This window comes from Dactylosporangium sp. NPDC048998, assembly GCF_043197855.1.
In the GTDB taxonomy this organism is placed as follows: domain Bacteria; phylum Actinomycetota; class Actinomycetes; order Mycobacteriales; family Micromonosporaceae; genus Dactylosporangium.
Genome location: NZ_JBICTV010000010.1, coordinates 290,396 through 308,856 on the forward strand (window position 1 = coordinate 290,396; position 18,461 = coordinate 308,856).

General features: G+C 73.8%; 18 protein-coding genes. 8 read left to right on the top strand and 10 right to left on the bottom strand.

The window, feature by feature from the left end:
* Positions 1-44: 44 nt before the first annotated feature.
* From ACGFI8_RS24610 to ACGFI8_RS24635, 6 genes are all read right to left on the bottom strand, one after another.
* Positions 45-920 carry an alpha/beta fold hydrolase gene (locus ACGFI8_RS24610; protein ID WP_392808249.1) on the bottom strand — a complete coding sequence of 292 codons (876 nt, stop codon included), beginning with the start codon at positions 918-920 and terminating at the stop codon, positions 45-47.
* A gap of 206 nt (positions 921-1,126) precedes the next feature.
* Positions 1,127-3,328 (bottom strand): heavy metal translocating P-type ATPase, encoded by a 2,202-nt coding sequence (locus ACGFI8_RS24615; protein ID WP_392808250.1) that lies wholly within the window; start codon positions 3,326-3,328, stop codon positions 1,127-1,129.
* Between the two features lie 14 nt (positions 3,329-3,342).
* Complete coding sequence (locus ACGFI8_RS24620; protein WP_392808251.1) at positions 3,343-4,278, bottom strand: hypothetical protein; 936 nt, start codon at positions 4,276-4,278, stop codon at positions 3,343-3,345.
* A 128-nt stretch (positions 4,279-4,406) separates the two neighbouring features.
* The gene (locus tag ACGFI8_RS24625; protein WP_392808252.1) at positions 4,407-4,610 is read right to left on the bottom strand and encodes a heavy-metal-associated domain-containing protein; all 204 of its coding nucleotides are present in this window, start codon (positions 4,608-4,610) and stop codon (positions 4,407-4,409) included.
* 389 nt (positions 4,611-4,999) lie between these two features.
* A complete protein-coding gene (locus ACGFI8_RS24630; RefSeq protein WP_392808254.1) occupies positions 5,000-5,908 on the bottom strand; it encodes an aminoglycoside phosphotransferase family protein in 909 nt (302 codons plus the stop codon).
* Positions 5,905-7,266 (bottom strand): SpoIIE family protein phosphatase, encoded by a 1,362-nt coding sequence (locus ACGFI8_RS24635; RefSeq protein ID WP_392808256.1) that lies wholly within the window; start codon positions 7,264-7,266, stop codon positions 5,905-5,907. Before ACGFI8_RS24635 ends, ACGFI8_RS24630 begins: the two co-directional genes overlap by 4 nt.
* Positions 7,267-7,332: 66 nt before the next feature.
* On the opposite strand from ACGFI8_RS24635, the gene ACGFI8_RS24640 reads away from it, so the two are divergent.
* Entirely contained in the window at positions 7,333-8,043 is a 711-nt protein-coding gene (locus ACGFI8_RS24640) for a hypothetical protein (protein ID WP_392808257.1), read from the top strand.
* 40 nt (positions 8,044-8,083) lie between these two features.
* Here ACGFI8_RS24640 and ACGFI8_RS24645 read toward each other — a convergent pair whose 3' ends face one another.
* Positions 8,084-9,427 carry a glutamate-cysteine ligase family protein gene (locus ACGFI8_RS24645; RefSeq protein ID WP_392808259.1) on the bottom strand — a complete coding sequence of 448 codons (1,344 nt, stop codon included), beginning with the start codon at positions 9,425-9,427 and terminating at the stop codon, positions 8,084-8,086.
* Positions 9,428-9,629: 202 nt separating this feature from the next.
* Here ACGFI8_RS24645 and ACGFI8_RS24650 point away from each other — a divergent pair, with 202 nt between their 5' ends.
* The 4 genes from ACGFI8_RS24650 (at position 9,630) to ACGFI8_RS24665 (ending at position 11,739) form a co-directional block, all read left to right on the top strand.
* Positions 9,630-10,274 (top strand): class I SAM-dependent methyltransferase, encoded by a 645-nt coding sequence (locus ACGFI8_RS24650; RefSeq protein WP_392808261.1) that lies wholly within the window; start codon positions 9,630-9,632, stop codon positions 10,272-10,274.
* Positions 10,275-10,359: 85 nt separating this feature from the next.
* Positions 10,360-10,572, top strand: a complete 213-nt coding sequence (locus ACGFI8_RS24655) for a PspC domain-containing protein (RefSeq protein ID WP_392808262.1) — start codon at positions 10,360-10,362, stop codon at positions 10,570-10,572.
* A gap of 14 nt (positions 10,573-10,586) precedes the next feature.
* Positions 10,587-10,889, top strand: coding sequence for a hypothetical protein (locus ACGFI8_RS24660; protein ID WP_392808264.1), 303 nt, complete (start codon positions 10,587-10,589; stop codon positions 10,887-10,889).
* 37 nt (positions 10,890-10,926) lie between these two features.
* The gene (locus ACGFI8_RS24665; protein WP_392808266.1) at positions 10,927-11,739 is read left to right on the top strand and encodes an NUDIX domain-containing protein; all 813 of its coding nucleotides are present in this window, start codon (positions 10,927-10,929) and stop codon (positions 11,737-11,739) included.
* 126 nt (positions 11,740-11,865) lie between these two features.
* On the opposite strand, the gene ACGFI8_RS24670 is transcribed toward ACGFI8_RS24665, so the two are convergent.
* A complete protein-coding gene (locus tag ACGFI8_RS24670; protein WP_392808268.1) occupies positions 11,866-13,095 on the bottom strand; it encodes an MFS transporter in 1,230 nt (409 codons plus the stop codon).
* 206 nt (positions 13,096-13,301) lie between these two features.
* Between ACGFI8_RS24670 and ACGFI8_RS24675 the strand changes: the two genes are divergently transcribed.
* Together ACGFI8_RS24675 and ACGFI8_RS24680 are read left to right on the top strand one after the other, a co-directional pair.
* A complete protein-coding gene (locus ACGFI8_RS24675) occupies positions 13,302-13,964 on the top strand; it encodes a zinc ribbon domain-containing protein (RefSeq protein WP_392808269.1) in 663 nt (220 codons plus the stop codon).
* Between the two features lies 1 nt (position 13,965).
* Positions 13,966-15,402: a hypothetical protein gene (locus ACGFI8_RS24680; protein WP_392808270.1), complete on the top strand. Its 1,437-nt coding sequence runs from the start codon at positions 13,966-13,968 to the stop codon at positions 15,400-15,402.
* A gap of 43 nt (positions 15,403-15,445) precedes the next feature.
* Here the strand turns inward: ACGFI8_RS24680 and ACGFI8_RS24685 are convergent, their stop codons facing one another.
* Both ACGFI8_RS24685 and ACGFI8_RS24690 read right to left on the bottom strand, forming a co-directional pair.
* A complete protein-coding gene (locus tag ACGFI8_RS24685; RefSeq protein ID WP_392808272.1) occupies positions 15,446-15,904 on the bottom strand; it encodes a hypothetical protein in 459 nt (152 codons plus the stop codon).
* Positions 15,905-16,099: 195 nt separating this feature from the next.
* Positions 16,100-18,025 carry a discoidin domain-containing protein gene (locus tag ACGFI8_RS24690; protein ID WP_392808274.1) on the bottom strand — a complete coding sequence of 642 codons (1,926 nt, stop codon included), beginning with the start codon at positions 18,023-18,025 and terminating at the stop codon, positions 16,100-16,102.
* 134 nt (positions 18,026-18,159) lie between these two features.
* Between ACGFI8_RS24690 and ACGFI8_RS24695 the strand changes: the two genes are divergently transcribed.
* Entirely contained in the window at positions 18,160-18,390 is a 231-nt protein-coding gene (locus tag ACGFI8_RS24695) for an SCO4848 family membrane protein (protein ID WP_392808275.1), read from the top strand.
* The last annotated feature ends 71 nt before the right edge of the window (positions 18,391-18,461 follow it).

The following is an 18,461-nucleotide window of genomic DNA, read 5'->3' on the forward strand; positions in this document are numbered from 1 at the left end:
CCGCCGCCGCTGACGATGAGCAGTCGCGCCGGTCCCGCACAGCACTACTGCAGGAAACTCAGCAGTTCGCGTGTGGTCTCCTCGGGTGCCTCTTCTGGAATGAAGTGACCGACTGGTACCGGGACGCCGCGAACGTCATCGGCCCACTCCCGCCATATCGCGAGCGGATCATCGTACAGTTTCGCGACCGAACCGCGCCGGCTCCAGAGGAAGAGCACCGGGCAGGAAATCTTCCGGTTTCCGCGATCCGCCTCGTCCTGCTGGTAGTCCAAGGTTGGGGATGCCCGGAACTCCTCGCAGATGGCGTGCACCGTGTCGGGGTCATTGAATTTCTGGATGTACTCGCCGCGTACCTCGGCCGGGAAAGCGTCCTTCACCTCCGACCACGTGTTGAGCATGAAGTCGACCAGGTTGGCCGGCGCCGCGTTGATGAACTGTTCCGGCACCGGTTCTGGCGCGGCCAGGAAGGACCATTGCCAGTAGACGAGGCTGAAGTCCTTGTCGGCACGGTCGTACGCGGAGCCGACGGGAACGACGTCCATGACGGCGAGCCGGAGAACAGCATCCGGGTGATCCAGTGCGAGACGATAGGCGCAGCGCGCCCCGCGATCGTGACCCACGATGCTGAACTGGTCGTAGCCCAGATGTCGCATGACCCCGAGCTGGTCACGGCCGATCGCGCGCATGCTGTAGGGCTCGTGATCGGCGGTACTGGGCGGCTTGCCGCTGTCGCCGTACCCACGCAAATCGGTGGCGACGACGGTGTAGCGGTTGGCGAGGTGGGGTGCTACCCGATGCCACATCAGATGTGTTTCCGGAATGCCGTGCAGGAGCAGCAGAGGCGGTCCGTTGCCGCCTCGGCATCCGTGGATCGACGCACCCGCGGTGGAGATGTCGAACTCTTCGAATCGATCGAACATGGCCGCGAACCCCTCGAGACTCAAGGACTGTTCGGTCCTGTCGCAACTGGCGGTCGGCGTGAACGATGAATCTCTCTTGCCGTTGACCAGCCGAGTGGCCGGCGGTGTCGGCGGTCCCGGTCCTCAGCTCCGGTCCGCAACAGACCCTGGACCGGCGTGGGCCCGATCTTCACCGGTGGCCACGACCCCAGATTAGCGCGGCACGGTCAGAGTGCCACGGGACGGAACGCGCGCAACCGCAGGCTGTTGGCCACGACGAAGACGGACGACAATGCCATCGCCGCGCCCGCGAGCATCGGGTTGAGCAGCCCGGCCGCCGCCACCGGAAGCCCGACGACGTTGTAGGCGAAAGCCCAGAACAAATTTCCCCGAATGGTACCGAGGGTGCCCCGCGCCAGCCGGATGGCGTCCGCGGCGGCGAGCAGATCCGGTCGTACCAGGGTTAGGTCGGCCGCCTCGATCGCGGCGTCGGTGCCCGTGCCCATGGCCAGCCCGAGATCGGCCTGTGCCAGTGCCGCGGCGTCGTTGACGCCGTCGCCGACCATCGCGACCACGCGCCCCTGCGCTTGCAGGCGCCGAATCGCCTCGACCTTGCCCTCGGGCAGTACCCCGGCGATGACCTCGTCGATGCCGACCTCGGCGGCGACCTCGCGGGCCACGCCCGGGCCGTCGCCGGTGAGCAGGATCGGGGTCAGGCCGAGGTCGCGCAGCAGCCGCACCGCTCGGGCGCTGGTCGGCTTCACGGCGTCGGCGACCGTGAGCGCGCCGCGCACGGCGCCGTCCCAGCCGACGAGGATCCCGCCGTCGTCACTGTCCGTGTCGATGCTGTTGTCTTGCAGTAGCTGCGCGCGGCCCACGATGACGGTGCGGCCGTCGACCACGCCGCGTACGCCGAGGCCGGGCGTGTTGACGAACCCGGTGACCGGCGGCAGCGCGCCGAACCGCTCCTCGGCGGCCCGGGCGACCGCCTGCGCGACGGGGTGCTCGGAGGCGTGCTCGACCGCGCCGGCCAGCCGCAGCAGCTCGTCGGTGTCCTGACCGTCACGGACCGCGACGTCGAGCAGTGTGAGCCGTCCGGTCGTGACGGTGCCGGTCTTGTCGAGCACGATCGTGTCGACGCGACGGGTCGACTCGAGCACCTCGGGGCCCTTGATGAGCACGCCGAGCTGGGCGCCGCGGCCCGTGCCGACGAGCAGCGCGGTCGGCGTGGCCAGCCCGAGCGCGCACGGGCACGCGATGATGAGCACGGCGACCGCCGCGGTGAAGGCCGCCGTCGTACCACCGTCCGCGCCGAGCCGATAGCCGAGCGTGGCCACGGCGAGCGCGATCACGATCGGCACGAACACGCCCGAGATCCGGTCGGCGAGGCGCTGTACCGCGGCCTTGCCGCTCTGCGCCTGCCGTACGAGCTCGGCCATGCGCGCCAGTTGGGTGTCCGAGCCGACCCGGGTGGCCCGCACGACCAGCCGCCCGCCGGCGTTGACGGTCGCGCCGGTGACCGCGGCGCCGGGGCCGACCTCGACCGGCACCGACTCGCCGGTGAGCAGGCTCGCGTCGACGGCGGAGCTGCCCTCCTCGACGACACCGTCCGTGGCGATCTTCTCCCCGGGCCGTACGACGAACCGGTCGCCCACGCTGAGTTGCGCGACCGGCACCCGCCGTTCGACGCCGTCGCGCAGCACGGCGACGTCCTTGGCGCCAAGCTCGAGCACCATGCGCAGCGCGGAGCCGGCGCGGCGCTTGGCGCGGGCCTCGAAGTAGCGTCCGGCGAGCAGGAACAGCGTGACGCCCGCCGCCGCCTCAAGGTAGATGTCGCCGCTACCGTCGGTGCGCTCGATGGTGAACGTGAACGGGTGGGTCATGCCGGGCTCGCCCGCGGTACCGAAGAAGAGGGCCCACAGCGACCAGCCGAACGCGGCGAGGGTCCCCACGGACACCAGCGTGTCCATGGTGGCCGCGGCGTGCCGCAGGTTGATCCACGCGGCGCGGTGGAACGGCCACCCACCGTAGACGACGACCGGCGCGGCGAGCGTGAGCGAGGCCCACTGCCAGTACTCGAACTGCCACGCGGGCACCATCGCCAGCACGACGACGGGCACGGACAGCACGGCCGTCACCAGCAGCCTGGTGCGCAGCGCATCGAGCTCGTCGCGGTGCGCGTCCGGCGCCGGCTCAGGCTCGGTCGGTTCGGGCGGGAGGCTCGCCGTGTATCCGGTCCGCTCCACCGTGGCGACGAGGTCACCCGGCGTGATCGTGGCCGGGTAGAGCACGTCGGCCGTCTCGGTGGCGTAGTTGACGGAGGCAGTGACGCCGTCCATCCGGTTGAGCTTCTTCTCGATGCGCATCGCGCACGACGCGCAGGTCATGCCGCCGATGGACAGCTCGATCCGATTCGCCTGCTGGGTCATGGTCTCCCGCGTCCTCACGTGGCCACGGCGGTGAACTCGGCGGTGTGCACCGTCCCGCCGTGCTGAAAGTCCAGGTAGAGCCGGTACGTGCCGGCCGAGGGCACCTCGGCGGTGAACCGCACGAGCGGCCCGGCCTGCGCGTCCGGCTCCGGGTGAACGTGCAGATACGCGAGGTCGCCCTGGCGCAGCGTGACGAGGTGCCCGTACGCGCCCAGGTATGGCTCGAGATCCGTCACCGGCACCCCGTGCCGCGCGATCCGCAGCCCCAGGCCCGACGCCGCGCCGGCGCGCAGATCGCCCTCGAGCGTGACCGTGTACTCTCCGTCGACCGTCACGCTGCGCTGCGCCGCCGGCAGCGTGACCGGCCGGTAGTCGCCGGGCGCGTCGACGTCGACACCGAGAGTGAGACCATCGTCACGCGCGGCGGGCTGGAAGTCAGCGAAGACCCGGTACTGCCCGGCCCCGGGCACGCGCAGCGGCACCGCCCAGACCCCGTCCGCGCCGCGCTGCGGGTGGACGTGCTGGAAGCCGCTGAGGTCGCGCCGGACGACGATGAGGTGCAATTCCTTGTTGTGCGTGGGCGTGTACGCGGTGACGGGCCGCCCGTCCGGACCGTCGATGCGGAACCGGAACTCGGCCCCGTCACGGAGGGTGTCCGCGAGGGGGACGATCCGGTACCCGCCCTCGGTCACCTGCAGCCCCGCGGGTGGCTTACCGACAGAGTCATGTCCGGCGGCCGCATCGTGTCCCCCGGAATCCTGACCGGCCGGGTCGCTTCCGTGGCCACTCCCGTTCGTGCTCGACATGTCCGAATGGGCCGATTTCACCGGCGGGTCGATCGGGCCCGCGAGACGTCCGACCCCGAACGCCGCGGCGAAGACGGTGGCCAGCCCGGCGACGAACGCGCCGAGGACCACCGGCGCCCGCACGACCCGCTCACTTCCTGCCACGCTGTGTAACCTCCTTCGACGTCATGATGCCGGTGGCCGTGCCGCCACGGACGGTGCCACCCGGCAACGGCCCGTAGCGAAAGCGTGCGGCCAGACCGTGACGGTGCGGCCTGCCGCAATACGAGCGGTCAGGCCGCGACCGTGTAGCCGGCCTCGTCGACGGCGGCGCGCACGGCCTCGGGGTCGAGGGGCTGGTCGCTGGTCACGGCGACGGCGCCGGTGGACAGGTCGACCTTGATGTCGGTCACGCCGTCGAGACGGCCCAGCTCCTCGCTCACGGCGCTCACGCAGTGCGAGCAGGTCATGCCGGAAACCGTGTATGTGGTCAGCACCGAAGTTCCCCTTCTCTCCGTTTACCCCCTGGGGGTACCAAGCTACCTCACGATAAACCCCCAGGGGGTATTGGCGTCAAGCGTGGCGGGGGAGATCAGCGTCGCAGTCCTGGAACACAGCCGAACGGCATCAGGCGATGATGAGGGCAGCGATAGTCCCGTCAGCCGCGTGGCCCGCACCGTCGTGGCGTAACGGACCGGCGCCTATCGGCGCTGTGCGCGGTCGCGGCGGCAGCGCCCCGGTGCGGTGCCGGACCGCCGCTTGAACGCCGCAGCGAAGGCGAACCCGCTGGCGTACCCGACCCGCTGCGCGACCAGCCGAGGCCGGCCGCCTCCGCGGCAAGACGTCCTGATTCCCTGAACGGACACGCGGACACGCCGGAACGACGTCACGGCAGCCGGGGGCGAAGGAGATCAGCCACGTCCAGGGCGCGGCTCGCCGGGGACCATGTCGCGCCCGGGGTCCAGTTCTCGGCCGTCCACACGTCCGACAGCACCGCCTTGACGAACCCCCACGCCACGAGCCGGTCGAGGGGGTGTCCGAGCTCGTCGGCCAGCTGCTCGAGCCGCCCGGGAACCAGCGCGGTCAGGGCCGGATCACGGTTGTCGGGGCCGGGGTTGAAGAGCCAGGAGCCGGCCTCGTACGACGGGTCGCCCGTCAGGCCGTGCGGGTCGATCGCCAGCCACGGCGCCCGCGTGGCCCGCAGGACGTTGTCGTGGTGCAGGTCGCCGTGCAGCAGGACGCGGGACGGGGCCGACGCGCACAGCTCGCGCATCAGGCCCGCCGCCGTCGTCACGTGCGAGCGGGGCAGCGGGCCGCCGTCGGGGAACCGGGCCAGGTGCCGGTCGAAGGCCCTGACCTGGGTCAGCACGTCGGGCAGCACGGCCCCGGCGGGGGCGTGCAGCAGCCGCATCACCGCGACCGCGGCCGACGTGGCCTCGGCGTCGGGCAGGTCGCGGACCCGCTGCCCGGGCAGGGCGCGCTCGAGGAGCAGCGCGCCGCGGTCCAGGTCGGCGCGCAGGAGCCGCACCGCGCCGCGGCCCTCGAAGGCCGCCAGGGCGGGGGCCTCCTCGGCGAGCGAGCCGCCGCCCGGCACGCCGAGCTTGAGGACGGCGGGCGAGGCGTCGGCGAGGGTGACGGCGGTGACGTAGTGGAACGAAAGGTCGAAGGGGTCGCCGACGGCGAGCGACCAGTCGGCGGCGATCGCCGCGAGGGTGGCGGGCAGCGCGTCGAGCCAGCGCTCGCCGGCCTCCGCCCACACGGCGGTGACGTTGCGACGCAGGGCGGGGGTGATCATGCGTACGGCACGGCGACGAGTGCCAGCACGTGCTGGGCGGTGCTGCCGGGCGGGGCGAGCAGGGTCAGCGCGGTGCCGTGCACGCGGTGGCGGGCGGCGACCGCGTGCAGGGCCGCGACGCCGGCGCTGGCCAGGTGGGTCACGCCGGCGAGGTCGACGGTGAGGGCGACGGTGCCACCCCGGGAGCGGTAGAGCAGCTCGTGCCGCAGCCGATCGGCGCTGCCGGCGTCGACGGGGCCGGCGACGAGGACGGCCGCGCCGCCGGCGGTGTCCACGATGGACAGTTCGGCGGCCGGGCGCGGCGGCAGGCAGGGGGCCGCGCCGGTCAGCAGCGCGGCGGGGCGGGTGACGCGGAGACGCAGGGTGGCCACGGTACCGTCGCCGGAGCGTTCCAGCGTGAGCTCGTCGACTAGCTGGGTGGACAGGGCCAGGCCGCGGCCGCGCTCGGAGACCCGCTCCGGCTCCCGCCAGGGGCCCCGGCCGGCGACGACGACCTCGGCGGCGCCGGCGTCGGTGAGCCGCGCCCGCACCTCGACCGGCTCGCCGCCGGTGGCGTGCTCCACGGCGTTGGTGACGAGCTCGCCGACCGCGTGCTGCAGCGCGAACGCGTCCTCGTCGGTGACGCCGACGGCCTCCAGCCACCCGCCGAACGTCTTGCGCAGCAGGCCGAGGCGGGTCAGGTCGGCGCGCACCTCGGTGTGCAGCGGCTCCGGCGCGGCGACCAGCTGCGCGGCGAGCAGCGTGATGTCGTCGCTGTGGCCGGTGGCCCGCACCAGCAGCTCGACGGTCTGGGTGCAGGCCCGTTCGGCCGCGGAGGCCTCGGGGGCGTGCAGGGCCCGGCCGGCGACGGCGTCGGCGGCGACGCGGGCGAGCTCCTCGGCCGCCTCGGCGGCGCCGCGGCCGGGGCGCTCGATGATGCCGTCGCTGTAGAGCAGCAGCACGTCGCCGGGGTCGAGCCCGGCGGTGGCGACGGGGAAGTCGCCGCCGGTGCCGAGCGGGGCGGCGCCCGAGGCGGGCAGGAACCGGGCGGCGCCGGCGGCGGAGACGACCAGCGGCGGTGGGTGCCCGGCCGTGCAGTACGCCAGGGCGCCGGAGGCCGGGTCGAGCACGGCGACGCAGGCGGTGGCGGCGCGGGCGGCGCGCACGCGGCGGCGGTACACCTGCTCGTACAGGTCGATCCACTGCTGCCCGGCCAGGTCGGCCATCGCCTCGCGCAGCGGCAGCCCGAGCAGGTCCCGGCCCGGGTACAGCACCCGGGACGCCCCGTTGAGGCCGATGATGCGCAGGTCGGCGCCCTCGCAGGCGATCAGGATGTAGGGCGCCTGCTCGATGGCTGAGCGGAGTGGGTCGCCGTCCATGGGCCCATCCTGTCAGGCGTACGTCAATCGACGTGCACGGCCCGGGCGGGGCGCCATCATGGGCACATGTTCGGACGCTTCCGGCACCAGCCCGCCGACCCCGGCGGGCCACCCGACCTGTTGGCGCTGCCGCCGGTGCCCGTGGGGCACCCGCTGGGGCTGGCCGCCGTGCCGCCCGACCTGCTCGGCGCGTACCTGCGCCACCCGGTCGCCGAGATCGGGCCCCTCGACATGCTCGGCCCGGAGGCGACCGGGTTCATCGGCAACGCCGTCCGCAAGCGGCTGCGCGACGGCGGTGTCGGCGCGCCCGGGCTGGAGCCCGGCGAGATCGTCGCCGGGCAGAACGCGGCCCGGATCGCCCGGCTGCGGGCCCAGGGCATGCCGGAGGAGCAGATCCGCCAGATCCAGGCGATGATCGCGGCAAAGGCGGCCGAGCACCAGGCCTCCGGCTGGACCGTCCGCTTCGCCAACGACACCTACGTGTCGGTACACCCGCAGGCGCACGGCGGCGAGGGCACCGCGTTCGACGCGATGCGGGAGCGGTACCGCTGGGAACACACCCGCGCGGGCGCGCAGGAGCGGCACGAGAACCTGTTCGCGTTCGCGATCGTGCAGGTGCGCAACGCGCCCTACGAGTCGTACCACGACGGCGGCGCGCTGACCGCCGGCGGCCGCACCCACGACGTCGCGGTCCGCTCGGCCGGGCTGCACTCCAACCACTTCACCGAGATCCTGGCCGGCCTGGCGGCGGTGACGCTGCGGGTGCTGGGCAGCTGACGCAGGCCGGTGATTCAGCCTGGTGATTCAGGCCGGTGATTCAGCCTGGATCGCCGGGCACGCTGAAGGCGCGCAGGAACTCGTCCGGCCCGCGCTGCCAGGCCTGCAGCGTCCGGTCGGCGAACGTGCGCATCGTCTCGCAGACCTCCTCGAGCGGCTCGAGCAGCGGCAGCGCCTCGGGCCGCTCCAGCCCGGCGGCGACCCGGGCGGACAGCCCGCGCCGCGCCAGCCGCAGCAGCTCCCGGGCCAGGTCCTGGGCCAGATACGGCCCGACGGAGGCGTTGAGCCCCTTGACGGCCACGTCGACCGCGGCCCGGTCGAGCTCGTCGGCGGTCAGGTCCCGCAGCAGCTCGCCGGCGGCCGCCCGGGCGCGCGGGTCGTAGGCCAGGCCGGTCCACAGCGCCGCGCCGGCGCCGAACCACGGCCACGGCGGCGCGTCGGACAGGCGCGTCTCCAGGGTGCGGCGGACCCGCACGTGCGGCCAGACCTGGCTCAGGTGCAGCTCCCAGTCGGCCTCGGTCGGGTAGGTGCCGTCGCCGAAGCCGTCCCGCATCGCCTGCCGGAACGGGATGCCGGGCGCGGCCACGTGCGAGCCGTCCACCAGCCGGTAGATCATCGGCAGGCGCAGCGCCCACTCGACGAGCTCGTCGACGCCCGCCCCGGCGTCGAGCGCCACGCCGAGCACGCCGCAGCGGCGCGGGTCGAAGCGGCGCCAGTACTGCATCCGCCGCGACAGCGCGCCCGTCTCCGTGCCGCCCGCTACCGGCGAGTCGACGAACAGGGCGGCGACGACCGGCGCGGCCCGCACCAGCAGCCGCAGCTTGTCCATGAGGTCCTCGTGCGAGACGTAGTCCAGCGACGTCTGCGCCGACAGGATCAGGCCCATGACCTCGTCGGCGTGGCCGCCGTCGGGGCCGAGCTCGCGGAAGTACTCGCGCATCACCCGCACCCGCGGCTTCGGGTTCCACGCGATGCCGTCGGCCGCCGCGAACGGCACGATCCCGCCGGTGATCAGCGCGAGGCCGTGCCCGACGCCGATGCCGGCCGCCGCGACCAGGTTGTCGCGCACGTCGGCGACGGCCTCGGCGACGGTGGGGAACGCCGCGGAGGAGTACTCCAGCGCTCCCCCGGTCTCCAGCGTGAACGTGCCGCCGCCGGGCATGGCGGCGCCGATGGTGTAGGCGCCGTCGAGCAGGGGGCTCGCGCCGCGGCCGCGGACCAGCCCGTCCAGCAGCGTCAGCGCCTGCGGATACGACGCGTTGCGCCGGTTCTCGCGGCAGACCAGGCCGACCTCGACCTCGATCCCGACGACCTCCGGGCGCCCGGGCGGCGCGTCGAAGACGCGGCGCAGGTCCGCGCGCCGCAGCGTTGCAGCCTCACCCACCAGGACCTCCCTCGACAATGGCGGCCCGCCCCGCCCGTCGCCGGAAGACGCCCATGGTAGCCGAGGGATCGCCGGAGCGTAATCGTCGCCGGGACCAGTTTGTGACAGAAATATGACGGCAGTGACCGCGCGGGCGTTGCCGTCCCTCCTCGCGCGGGTCAAGGCCGCGGGCCCGACGGAATATCCTGGATATCCTGGTTCGGTGCGCCTCAACCAGCCCCCGGACCGGCGGCAGTCGCGGCTGCGCCGCTTCTGGGACAGCCACGCGGCCGACTACGACCGGCGGATGGGCCTCATCGAGCAGCGGTACTTCCGCGACACCCGCCCGTGGCTGGCCTCGCAGGCCACCGGGGACACGCTTGAGGTCGCCCTGGGCACCGGGCTCAACCTGCCGCACTACCCGCCCGGCGTGCGGCTCACCGGCGTGGAGTGGAGCCCGGCCATGCTGGATGTGGCCCGCCGCCGGGCCGCCGAACTGGGCCTCGACGCCGACCTGCGCCTCGGCGACGCCCAGGCCCTGGACCTGCCCGACGCGTCGTTCGACACGGTGGTGTGCACGTTCGGGCTGTGCGCGATCCCCGACGGGCGGGCCGCGTTCGCCGAGCTGGCCCGGGTCGTGCGCCCCGGCGGCCTGCTGCTGCTCGCCGACCATGTGGCCTCGACGGTACTGCCGGTGCTCGCCCTGCAGGCGCTGGCCGACGCGGTCACGGTGCCGCTGCAGGGCGAGCACTTCCGGCGCCGGCCGTACCGGTGGGCGCTGGAGCTCGGGTTCTCGCCGCTGCGCCACGAGCGCTTCAATCTCGGCATCGTCGAGCGGTTCGCGGCCAGAGCCCCGTCTCAGGGGTAGCCCAGGGCCGTCCCCTGATGCGGCTGGGGTCCCGTTCTGCCGATGCTTGAGAGGAACCACTTCCCTCGACCGAAGGAGAACGACAATGGAATCCGTGCACGGCTCGATGCGCCGGCAGGGCCTGGTCCGGCCGGTGCACGGACGGGTCCTGGGCGGCGTGTGCGCCGGGCTGGGGCAGCGCTTCGGCCTCGACCCGTGGGCGGCGCGGCTGCTGTTCGTGCTCGTGCTGCTGCTCATCCCCGGCAGCCAGATCCTGGTGTACCCGATCCTGTGGGTCCTCATGCCGTCCGAGGTTTGATTACCCTTGCGCGGGTGGAAGATCAACAGTTCAGCCCGGCCGGCCCCTACGAGATCGGCTCCGATGTCTGGCCCGGCCTGGCGAAGCTGGCCGAGGAGGCCGGCGAGCTGATCCAGGTCCTGGGCAAGCTCGTCGGCGTCTCCGGCCGTGACGTCTACTACGACCGCTCCGACCTGCGCCAACGCCTCATCGAGGAGTGCGGCGACCTCACCGCCGCGATAGCGTTCTTCACCGAGACCAACGGCCTGGGCACCGCCGTCGATGCCCGGGCCCGGCAGAAGCTCGCGCTGTTCCGCCACTGGCACGACCAGGGCTGAGCCGGTTTTTGTCGTACCCCTGCGGCATGATGCGCCCATGTTGCTCCCCCTCCTGCTGCGCTCCTGGGGTCCCGACACCTGCGACCCGTCCGACCTCGCCGACTGGCATCCCGGCAACCCGTCCCGCGGCCAGTGCGGCGCCACCGCGCTCGTCGTGCGCGAAATCATGGGCGGCGACCTGGTCCACGGCCGGGTCACCGCCGGCGGGGAGCCCGCGGGCCACCACTACTGGAACCGTCTGCCCGACGGCACCGAGCTCGACCTGACCCGCGACCAGTTCCGCCCCGGCGAGCTGGTCGTGGGCGGCGAGCCGGTCACGCCCCCCGACGGCCCACCGGCCCGCTGCCGCGGCCAGCACGCCCTGCTGCGCCACCGCGTCCTGACCGGCCTGGGCCGCCTCCCATCCCCCGACCCGGCCGCTCCCCCGCCGCGCCTGGCCCTGGCCCTGCTGGTCGACCCGGCCGGCGCGGTCCTGCTGCGCCGCCGCTCCCCCACGGCCCCGTTCGAGCCCGGCCAGTGGGCCCTGCCGACCGCGCGGGTCCACCCCGGCGCCGGAGTGGAGGAGACCGCACGCCGCGCCCTGGCGGAGGAGGCCGCGGTGGAGTTCACGGATCGCCTGCACCCGCACTGGCACGGCACGATCCCCGACGTGACGGGCGCGGCGCCACACGTCGAGGTCTCGATCCTGGCGGGCCGCTACGACCTGGACGACTCGGGCATCCTGGCCGACGACCTGGCCGGCACCGACCTGTCCCCGACCGCCGCCGTGGCGCTGCAGGCCCTGATCCGCAGCAGCCGCGCGAGCCCGGTCCGCGCCGAGACGGCCGCCCGACGCACCACCACGGCCTGACCCACCACGGCCTGACCCAGCACGGCCTGACCCACCACGGCCGCACACAACGCAACCGCGGCCGTCTTTCGCGGCAGCGCCGGCCGCTCGCCGACGGTCAGCGCGACCGGGCGCGGACGGTGACCGTCACACGCGCAGGGCGCGCAGGCGCGGGCTGAGCAGGGCGACCAGGCCGACGCCCAGCAGGCTCGCCGCGGCGCCGGTGACCATCGCGAAGCCGCCCGAGGTGGCGGCGGCGACCAGGCCCGCGCGCAGGTTGCCCAGTTGCGGGCCGGCCGAGCCGGCGATGTGCTCCAGTGCCGCCACCCGGCCGCGGTGCGACTCCGGGGTGGTGGTCTGCACGGCGGTGCCGCGGGAGATCACCGCCCAGGTGTCCGCCGCGCCGGCGACGGCCAGCGCGGCCAGCGTCAGCGGCAGGCGGGTGCTCAGGCCGGCGACGCCGAGCGCGGCGCCCCACGCGACGCCGCCGCCGAGCAGGACCAGGCCGGGGCGGCCCGGGCGGGTGGCGAGGCCGGACAGGGCCGAGGCGAGCACGCCGCCGACGGCGATGGCGCTGCCGAACAGGCCCAGCACCTGCGGCGAGCCGCCGAAGCGTTCGGCGTTGAGCAGCGGGAACAGGGCCCACGGCATGGCCAGGAAGGTGGCGCACAGATCGGAGAGCAGGGCGCCGCGCACGACGGGGCTGCGGGCGGTGAAGCGGATGCCGTCGACGATCGCGGCAAGGCCGCGTGGGCCGGCGGCGGCGACCGGGGCGGTGCGGGGCAGGGCCGCGATGCCGGCCAGGGCGGCGACGAAGGTCACCGCGTCGATGGCCAGGCACCAGGCCGTACCGGACGCGGCGGTCACGACGCCGGCCAGCGCTGGGCCGACCAGCATGGCCAGCTGGAACGACAGGTGGGTGAGTGCGAGGCCGGCGGCGAGGCGGGCCGGCGGGAGCAGGCCGGGGATGAGGCTGCGCAGCACCGGCGTGCCGAGCGCGGAGAGCGCCGAGGCGGCCGCGGTCAGGCCGAGCATCGCCCACACGCCGTTGCCGGGCAGGGCGGCGACGAGCACCATGAGCAGGCCGGTGACGAGCTGGCCGGCGGTGGTGAGCAGGGCAAGGCGGCGCCGGTCGGCCTGGTCGATGAACGCGCTGCCGGCCAGGGCGACCACGACGATCGGGGCGGCGACGGCCAGCCCGACGAGCCCGACCATGGCCGGGCTGCGGGTGCGGTCCCAGACGTAGTAGGTGACCGCGAACGCGCCGAATTGGCCGCCGATCCCGGACGCGGTCGAGCCGAGCCAGAGTCGCCGGAAGGGCGGGTGCTCGCGCAGCGGACGGACGTCGACCAGGGCAGCGAGCGGCGTCAGGGGCACCGCGCCAACGCTAGAGCGGGCCGGGCGTCGACGTCGCCCGATTTATCAGGCCGGACGCGTCCCACGCCGACCGCGCTCCACCGGCTCTGCTCTGGTCAGGCGCCGATCAGACGATGTCGTATGGCCGACTCGCCGATCATGCGACCGATGGGCAACGGGTACAAAAAGGTGGAACGCCGGTTGCTGCGAAGAGGGGTCTGCTGCCGATGGCTGGCATGGTGCCGTTCACCAACAACTACTCGGACCGCTCCACGCGCGAGGGGTACCAGTTCGAGTTCAACTGTATGCGGTGCGGAAACGGGTACTCCTCGACGTTCCAGCACTCGGTCACCGGCTTCGGCGGGCGCCTGCTGCGCATCGGCGGCGACCTGCTCGGCGGCGAGGTCGGCTCGAAGGCCGCCCAGATCGGCTGGGACGCCGAGTGGATGCGCGACGGCCTGCGCGGCTCGACCCGCGACAAGGCCCTCGCCAAGGCCGCCGAGGAGATGCAGTCGTACTTCACCCAGTGCCACCGCTGCGGCCAGTGGGTCTGCCAGCAGGTGTGCTGGAACCACGAGCGCGGCCTGTGCACCAGCTGCGCGCCGCGGCTCGACCAGGAGATCGCCGGCATGCAGGCGGCCGCCCAGGTCAACCAGCTGCACGACAAGATCCAGCAGGTCGACTGGACGCGAGACGTCAACTACCGCGACCAGGCCGTGGGCCGGTGCCCCTCGTGCATGAACGAGACCGGCGGCGGCAAGTTCTGCCAGCACTGCGGCACCCCGCTCGCGGCCGCCCCGGCGCCGCAGAAGCGGTTCTGCGGCAACTGCGGCACGCCGGCCACGCCCGGCGCGATGTTCTGCGCCGAGTGCGGCACGTCGACGGCCTGACGTGCGGTTCCGCCTCATCGCCGACGGCGGTGCCCTGCTCGACGAGGGCGACGGCACCGCCGAGATGGCCGGCGGCGCACTGGTCGTGACCCCCGAGTCGGGCGCGGTCCTGCGCGTCGCCCCCGCGGACATCGTCGAGATCGGCGAGCCTCAGCCGTACACGGTCGGGCTCGCCCTCGCCGACGGCGCCCGGCTGGAGCTCAGCCGGCTCGGGGCCGTGCGCACCCAGCTGCTCGCCGAGCTGGCCGAGGCGCGCGTCGCCGACACCGAGCAGGTGCTGCTGCTCGACGGCGTCGGCACCCCCGAGGCGTTCCCGGGCGCGGCGGACGGCGCCCCGGCGGAGCTACGGCTCTACGACGACGCCCTGGTCATCGTGCCGACCGGCGGACTCGCCGAGAAGATCCCGTACGCGTTCATCCGGGGCGTGACGACCGACGCCTCGGGGTACACCCTCGGCCTCGACGTCCCCGGGCGCCCGCCGGTCGCGATCGGGCGCCTCGCCCGGCGTACCGGCGAATTCTCGGAACTGCTGCGGACCCGGGTCGGCGCCGCGTCGGGCCGCACCGCCCACTTCCTGGCCGCGCTCCTGCCGGGCCTCGGCCCGGTCGCGCTGCGGTCGGTCGCGGCGCTGCTGCGCGACGGCCTCGCCGCTGCCCGCACCGACCTGGAGGCGGTCGAGCCGACCGTCTTCCCGGCCCTGCTGGACGCCGCCTGCCTGCCCGGCCGCGTCGCCGGCGCGCGCCACCTCTTCACGCTCGGCACGACGTGGCTGGGCTTCAAACAGACCGTTTCGGTACAGCGGGAGGGCTCCGGCGCGAGCCCGTGGCGCGACTCCGCCCGCCCGCCGGTGCTCGACCACGACGGCCGCGCGGGCTCCTTCGCCGCCGGCCTGCCCGGTATGTTCGCCGCCGGCATGATGTCCGCCGGGCCGACGCCGGGCTTCGGCTTCGACGGCCCGTTCGACGCCTACGGCCCGACCCTCGCCTACGGCATGCTGGGCACGATGGGCGGCCTGCAGAGCGGGCAGTCGGACGGCCCGCACCTGCCGCGCTCGGTCTTCCCGCACGAGCGCGTGACACCGGCCTACACCGACTACGACGCGCTCACCGACGCCGAGACCCCCGCGGTGCTGGCGTTCCTGCTGTGCCTCACCCCGGGCGGGCACCTGGTGTACGAGGTGCTCAACGCCCCCGACCACGCCACGTACGTGTTCACCTGCCGCGACACCGATCAGGCCGCCCAGCTCAACCGCGCGCTGGACCTGCTGGGCTTCCGCGTCGAGGGCATCTCCTCCGACGCGTCCTCGGCCGGGTCGCGCTACCGCAAGGCCGCCCAGCGCCTGCCCGCCCTGCGCATCCTGCGCGAGCGCTTCGCGGGCCGGGCCGTTCACGCCGATGGCTGGGCCGAGCGGCTGCGCACCCTGACCACCGGGATCTGACGGCGCCCCGCGGGAAGACCGCCGCGCCGGCCGGGCCGCACCGTCAGCGCAGCTCGTTGGACAGGACGCGGCGCAGGGCTTCGACGACCTGGTCGGGGGCGAACCGTTGCAGGGCGGCCGTTTCCGCCCGGCGCAGGGCCGCGCCGAGCCGCGCGGGCGGTGCCTCACGCACGACGGCGACGAGCCAGGCCTCCAGCAGCGTCGGGTCGTCCGGCAGTTCGAGGTCGGCCTCACGGGGCGCGGGCGGCGGCGCCTCGCCGGTCGGCAGCGGCGCCCCGGCCGACGCGTACGCCGCCGGTGGCACGCCGACCCGGTAGGGGTGCACGCACGTCGGGGTGCCGGTGGCGGCGCTGACCCGGTAGCCGCGGCCGGAGTCGTACGGGTGCTCCGTACGAGCAAGGCCGGGCCGCTCGGCGACGTCGAAGGCGCCGAGCGCGAGTGCCTGGGCCGGGCAGGCGACGCACGTCGCGTCCCTGATCTGCGCGGCGCTCGGCAGTCCCACCCTTGGCAGCGTACCGCGAAAGGTGGCCCGCCGCGCGGAGGTGCGGCGGGCCACCGTCGGGGGAAACGGGTCACGCGGCCGGGACACCGTTCTCCCGCTTTTCTGCGGGCACCATCAGGCTATGCAGCCGAATCCGTTGGTACGGACCGAATTCGGCCTCATCCCAGGATGATCATTCTGCTGGCGCAACCTGGATCAGGCGTAGAGGCGGATGTCGGCGATGCTCCACCAGTTGCCGGCGGACGCGGTCGACGTGACCCGCAGGAACCGCGCCCGGGTCGAGGCGAGGTCCACGGTGGTCAGCTGGCCGGTGCCGGCGCCCTGCGCGACGGTCCGCCAGGCGGTGCCGTCGTCGCTGGTGGACAGTTGCCAGCCGCGGGCGTAGTCGCCGATGCTGGCGCCGCTGTCGATCGCGACCCGGCGGAACGAGCGGGGCGCGCCGAGGTCCACCTGCAGGTACTGCCCCGGCGCCTGCGCCGTGCCGCTGGACCAGCGGGTCGAGGCGTCCCCGTCGACGGCGAGGCCCGCGTCCGGGCCGGCCGGCGACGACGTCGCCGTGGCGCCGGCGATCGGCAGCAGGCGCAGGCCGTCCTCGAGCACCTGGCTGCGGGGCCAGGTGAACGTGGCGAGCGAGCCGCCGGGCAGGGTGTAGTCGAACGAGTGGCCGCCGACCGCGACGGTGAAGGTCCGCGGCGCGTCGTTCTCGTTGTGGGCCACCAGGACCGTGGAGCCGTCCGGGTTGCGGAAGGCGACGTCGGTGACCTCGCCGTTCCAGCCGGGCGTGCCGAAGCTGGAGGAGGCGATGCGGATCGCGCCGGGCTTCACGAACTTGGCCAGGTGACCGATCGTGTAGTACTCGGCGTCGGTGGTCCAGGTGCCGTCGGGCTGGACGGTGAGCAGGCCGGTGCAGGTGCCGCAGCCGCCGAGGTGCGGGCCGCCGGTCGAGTCCAGCGCGATGTTCCAGGTCACCGCGGACTTCGCCCAGTTGCGGGTGGTGCCGACGGTGATGGTGCGGGCGTGCCACTTGAGGGTGTCGGTGAAGTACTGCGCCGGGGTGTCGTCCGGGCCGTGCGAGCCGGAGCACTCGGTGAACCAGATGCCCTTGTCCGGGAACGCGTCGTGCAGGGCGGTCTGCGCGCTCGGGTCGCCGTAGTAGCAGTGGTACGCGGTGCCGGCGACCCAGCGGGCGGCCGGGCCGGACAGCAGCCGGTACGGGTAGTCGGTCTCCGGGTCCTGGCCGGGCGGGGTGTTCTTGACGTCGTTGGGGTGCGTCTGCCAGTTGTGGTCGTAGCCCAGGATCTTCGTTCGGGGGCTGACGATCCGCAGCAGCGGCCCGAGGATCTCGATGACCTTCGACGCCTGCGCGGTGGACAGGCCCATGACGGGCCCGCCGCCGGCGTCGCGGTTCTGCGGCTCGTTCTGCACCGTGAGGTAGTCGACCGGCACGCCGGCGGCGGTGTACGCGAGCACAAACCTGGTGAGGTAGGCGGCGTAGGCGGCGTACACCCGCGGGTCGTCCTTGAGCTCGCCGCTGCTGAGCGAGTCGCTGGTCTTCATCCAGGCGGGCGGGCTCCACGGCGTCGCCATGATCTTCAGCTGCGGGTTGAGCCGCTTCGCCTCGCGCAGCAGCGGCAGCACCTGCGCCCGGTCGTGCTCGATGCTGAAGTGCGCCAGCGTGTAGTCGGTCTGCCCGGGCGGCATGTCGTCGAACGTGTAGTGCCGCGCCGCCGCGGTGAAGTCCGACGAGCCGATCGGCTGGCGCAGGAAGCTCACGCCCGCGCCCCGTCCGGGGTCGAACAGCGCCCGCATCGCGTCCGCGCGCTGCCGCGGCGCCAGCCGGTAGAGCACGCTCGCCGAGGAGTCGGTGATCGAGGCCCCGAACCCGTCCATGCTCTGGTACGTCCGGCTCGGGTCGACGGCGATCGTCACCTGGCCGCCCTGCCCGCGCACGAACGGGACGGCGGCCCGCTCGTGCAGCAACTCGGCCCGGTCGATCGTGGTCACCCAGACCCGCGCCGACGGCGCCGCGCTCGCCTGGGCGGCGGGTGCCCCGGCGATCCCGGTCCAGCCCAGCGCGGCCGTGGTGGCGGCCGCGACGAGGGGTAACACCCTTCGCTTCATCGCATCGCTCCTCAGACTCGGTGTAACAAATGAAACAGGAATGTAACGGAGCGCTGCCCAGCACAGCATCGGTGGGCGCCGATTGTCAACGCCTTCCCGGGGCCGGCGTCCACCGCTGACGGCATACTTCATCTGTGGTGTTGTCGCGGCGCTGGTCGGTCTTTCTCGTGGCGGTGGGCGTGTGGAGCTGGGTCATCTGGCCCAGATTCCTGCTCGCCATCTGGCGTGACGACCGGGCCTGGAGCGCCTCCGGCGCGCCGACCGGGTTCTTCTGGATCCACGCGGCGCTGATCGCCGTGTCCCTCACCGTCGGCACCGCCGTCGGCGTCCTCGGCATCCGCGGGTGGCGCTCCGCCCGTCGATAGATTCCCCGCCCCCGCGCGGAACCTTTCGCCGCCCTGCGCAGTAGGGAGGGGGCGGAAGGGACCGACGGGGA

Excerpts from the sequence above, each read along its gene's own strand:
- ACGFI8_RS24610 (WP_392808249.1), bottom strand. The coding sequence starts at position 920 with ATGTTCGATCGATTCGAAGAGTTCGACATCTCCACCGCGGGTGCGTCG.
- ACGFI8_RS24615 (WP_392808250.1), bottom strand. The coding sequence starts at position 3,328 with ATGACCCAGCAGGCGAATCGGATCGAGCTGTCCATCGGCGGCATGACC.
- ACGFI8_RS24630 (WP_392808254.1), bottom strand. The coding sequence starts at position 5,908 with ATGATCACCCCCGCCCTGCGTCGCAACGTCACCGCCGTGTGGGCGGAG.
- ACGFI8_RS24635 (WP_392808256.1), bottom strand. The coding sequence starts at position 7,266 with ATGGACGGCGACCCACTCCGCTCAGCCATCGAGCAGGCGCCCTACATC.
- ACGFI8_RS24640 (WP_392808257.1), top strand. The coding sequence starts at position 7,333 with ATGTTCGGACGCTTCCGGCACCAGCCCGCCGACCCCGGCGGGCCACCC.
- ACGFI8_RS24655 (WP_392808262.1), top strand. The coding sequence starts at position 10,360 with ATGGAATCCGTGCACGGCTCGATGCGCCGGCAGGGCCTGGTCCGGCCG.
- ACGFI8_RS24665 (WP_392808266.1), top strand. The coding sequence starts at position 10,927 with ATGTTGCTCCCCCTCCTGCTGCGCTCCTGGGGTCCCGACACCTGCGAC.
- ACGFI8_RS24675 (WP_392808269.1), top strand. The coding sequence starts at position 13,302 with ATGGCTGGCATGGTGCCGTTCACCAACAACTACTCGGACCGCTCCACG.
- ACGFI8_RS24690 (WP_392808274.1), bottom strand. The coding sequence starts at position 18,025 with ATGAAGCGAAGGGTGTTACCCCTCGTCGCGGCCGCCACCACGGCCGCG.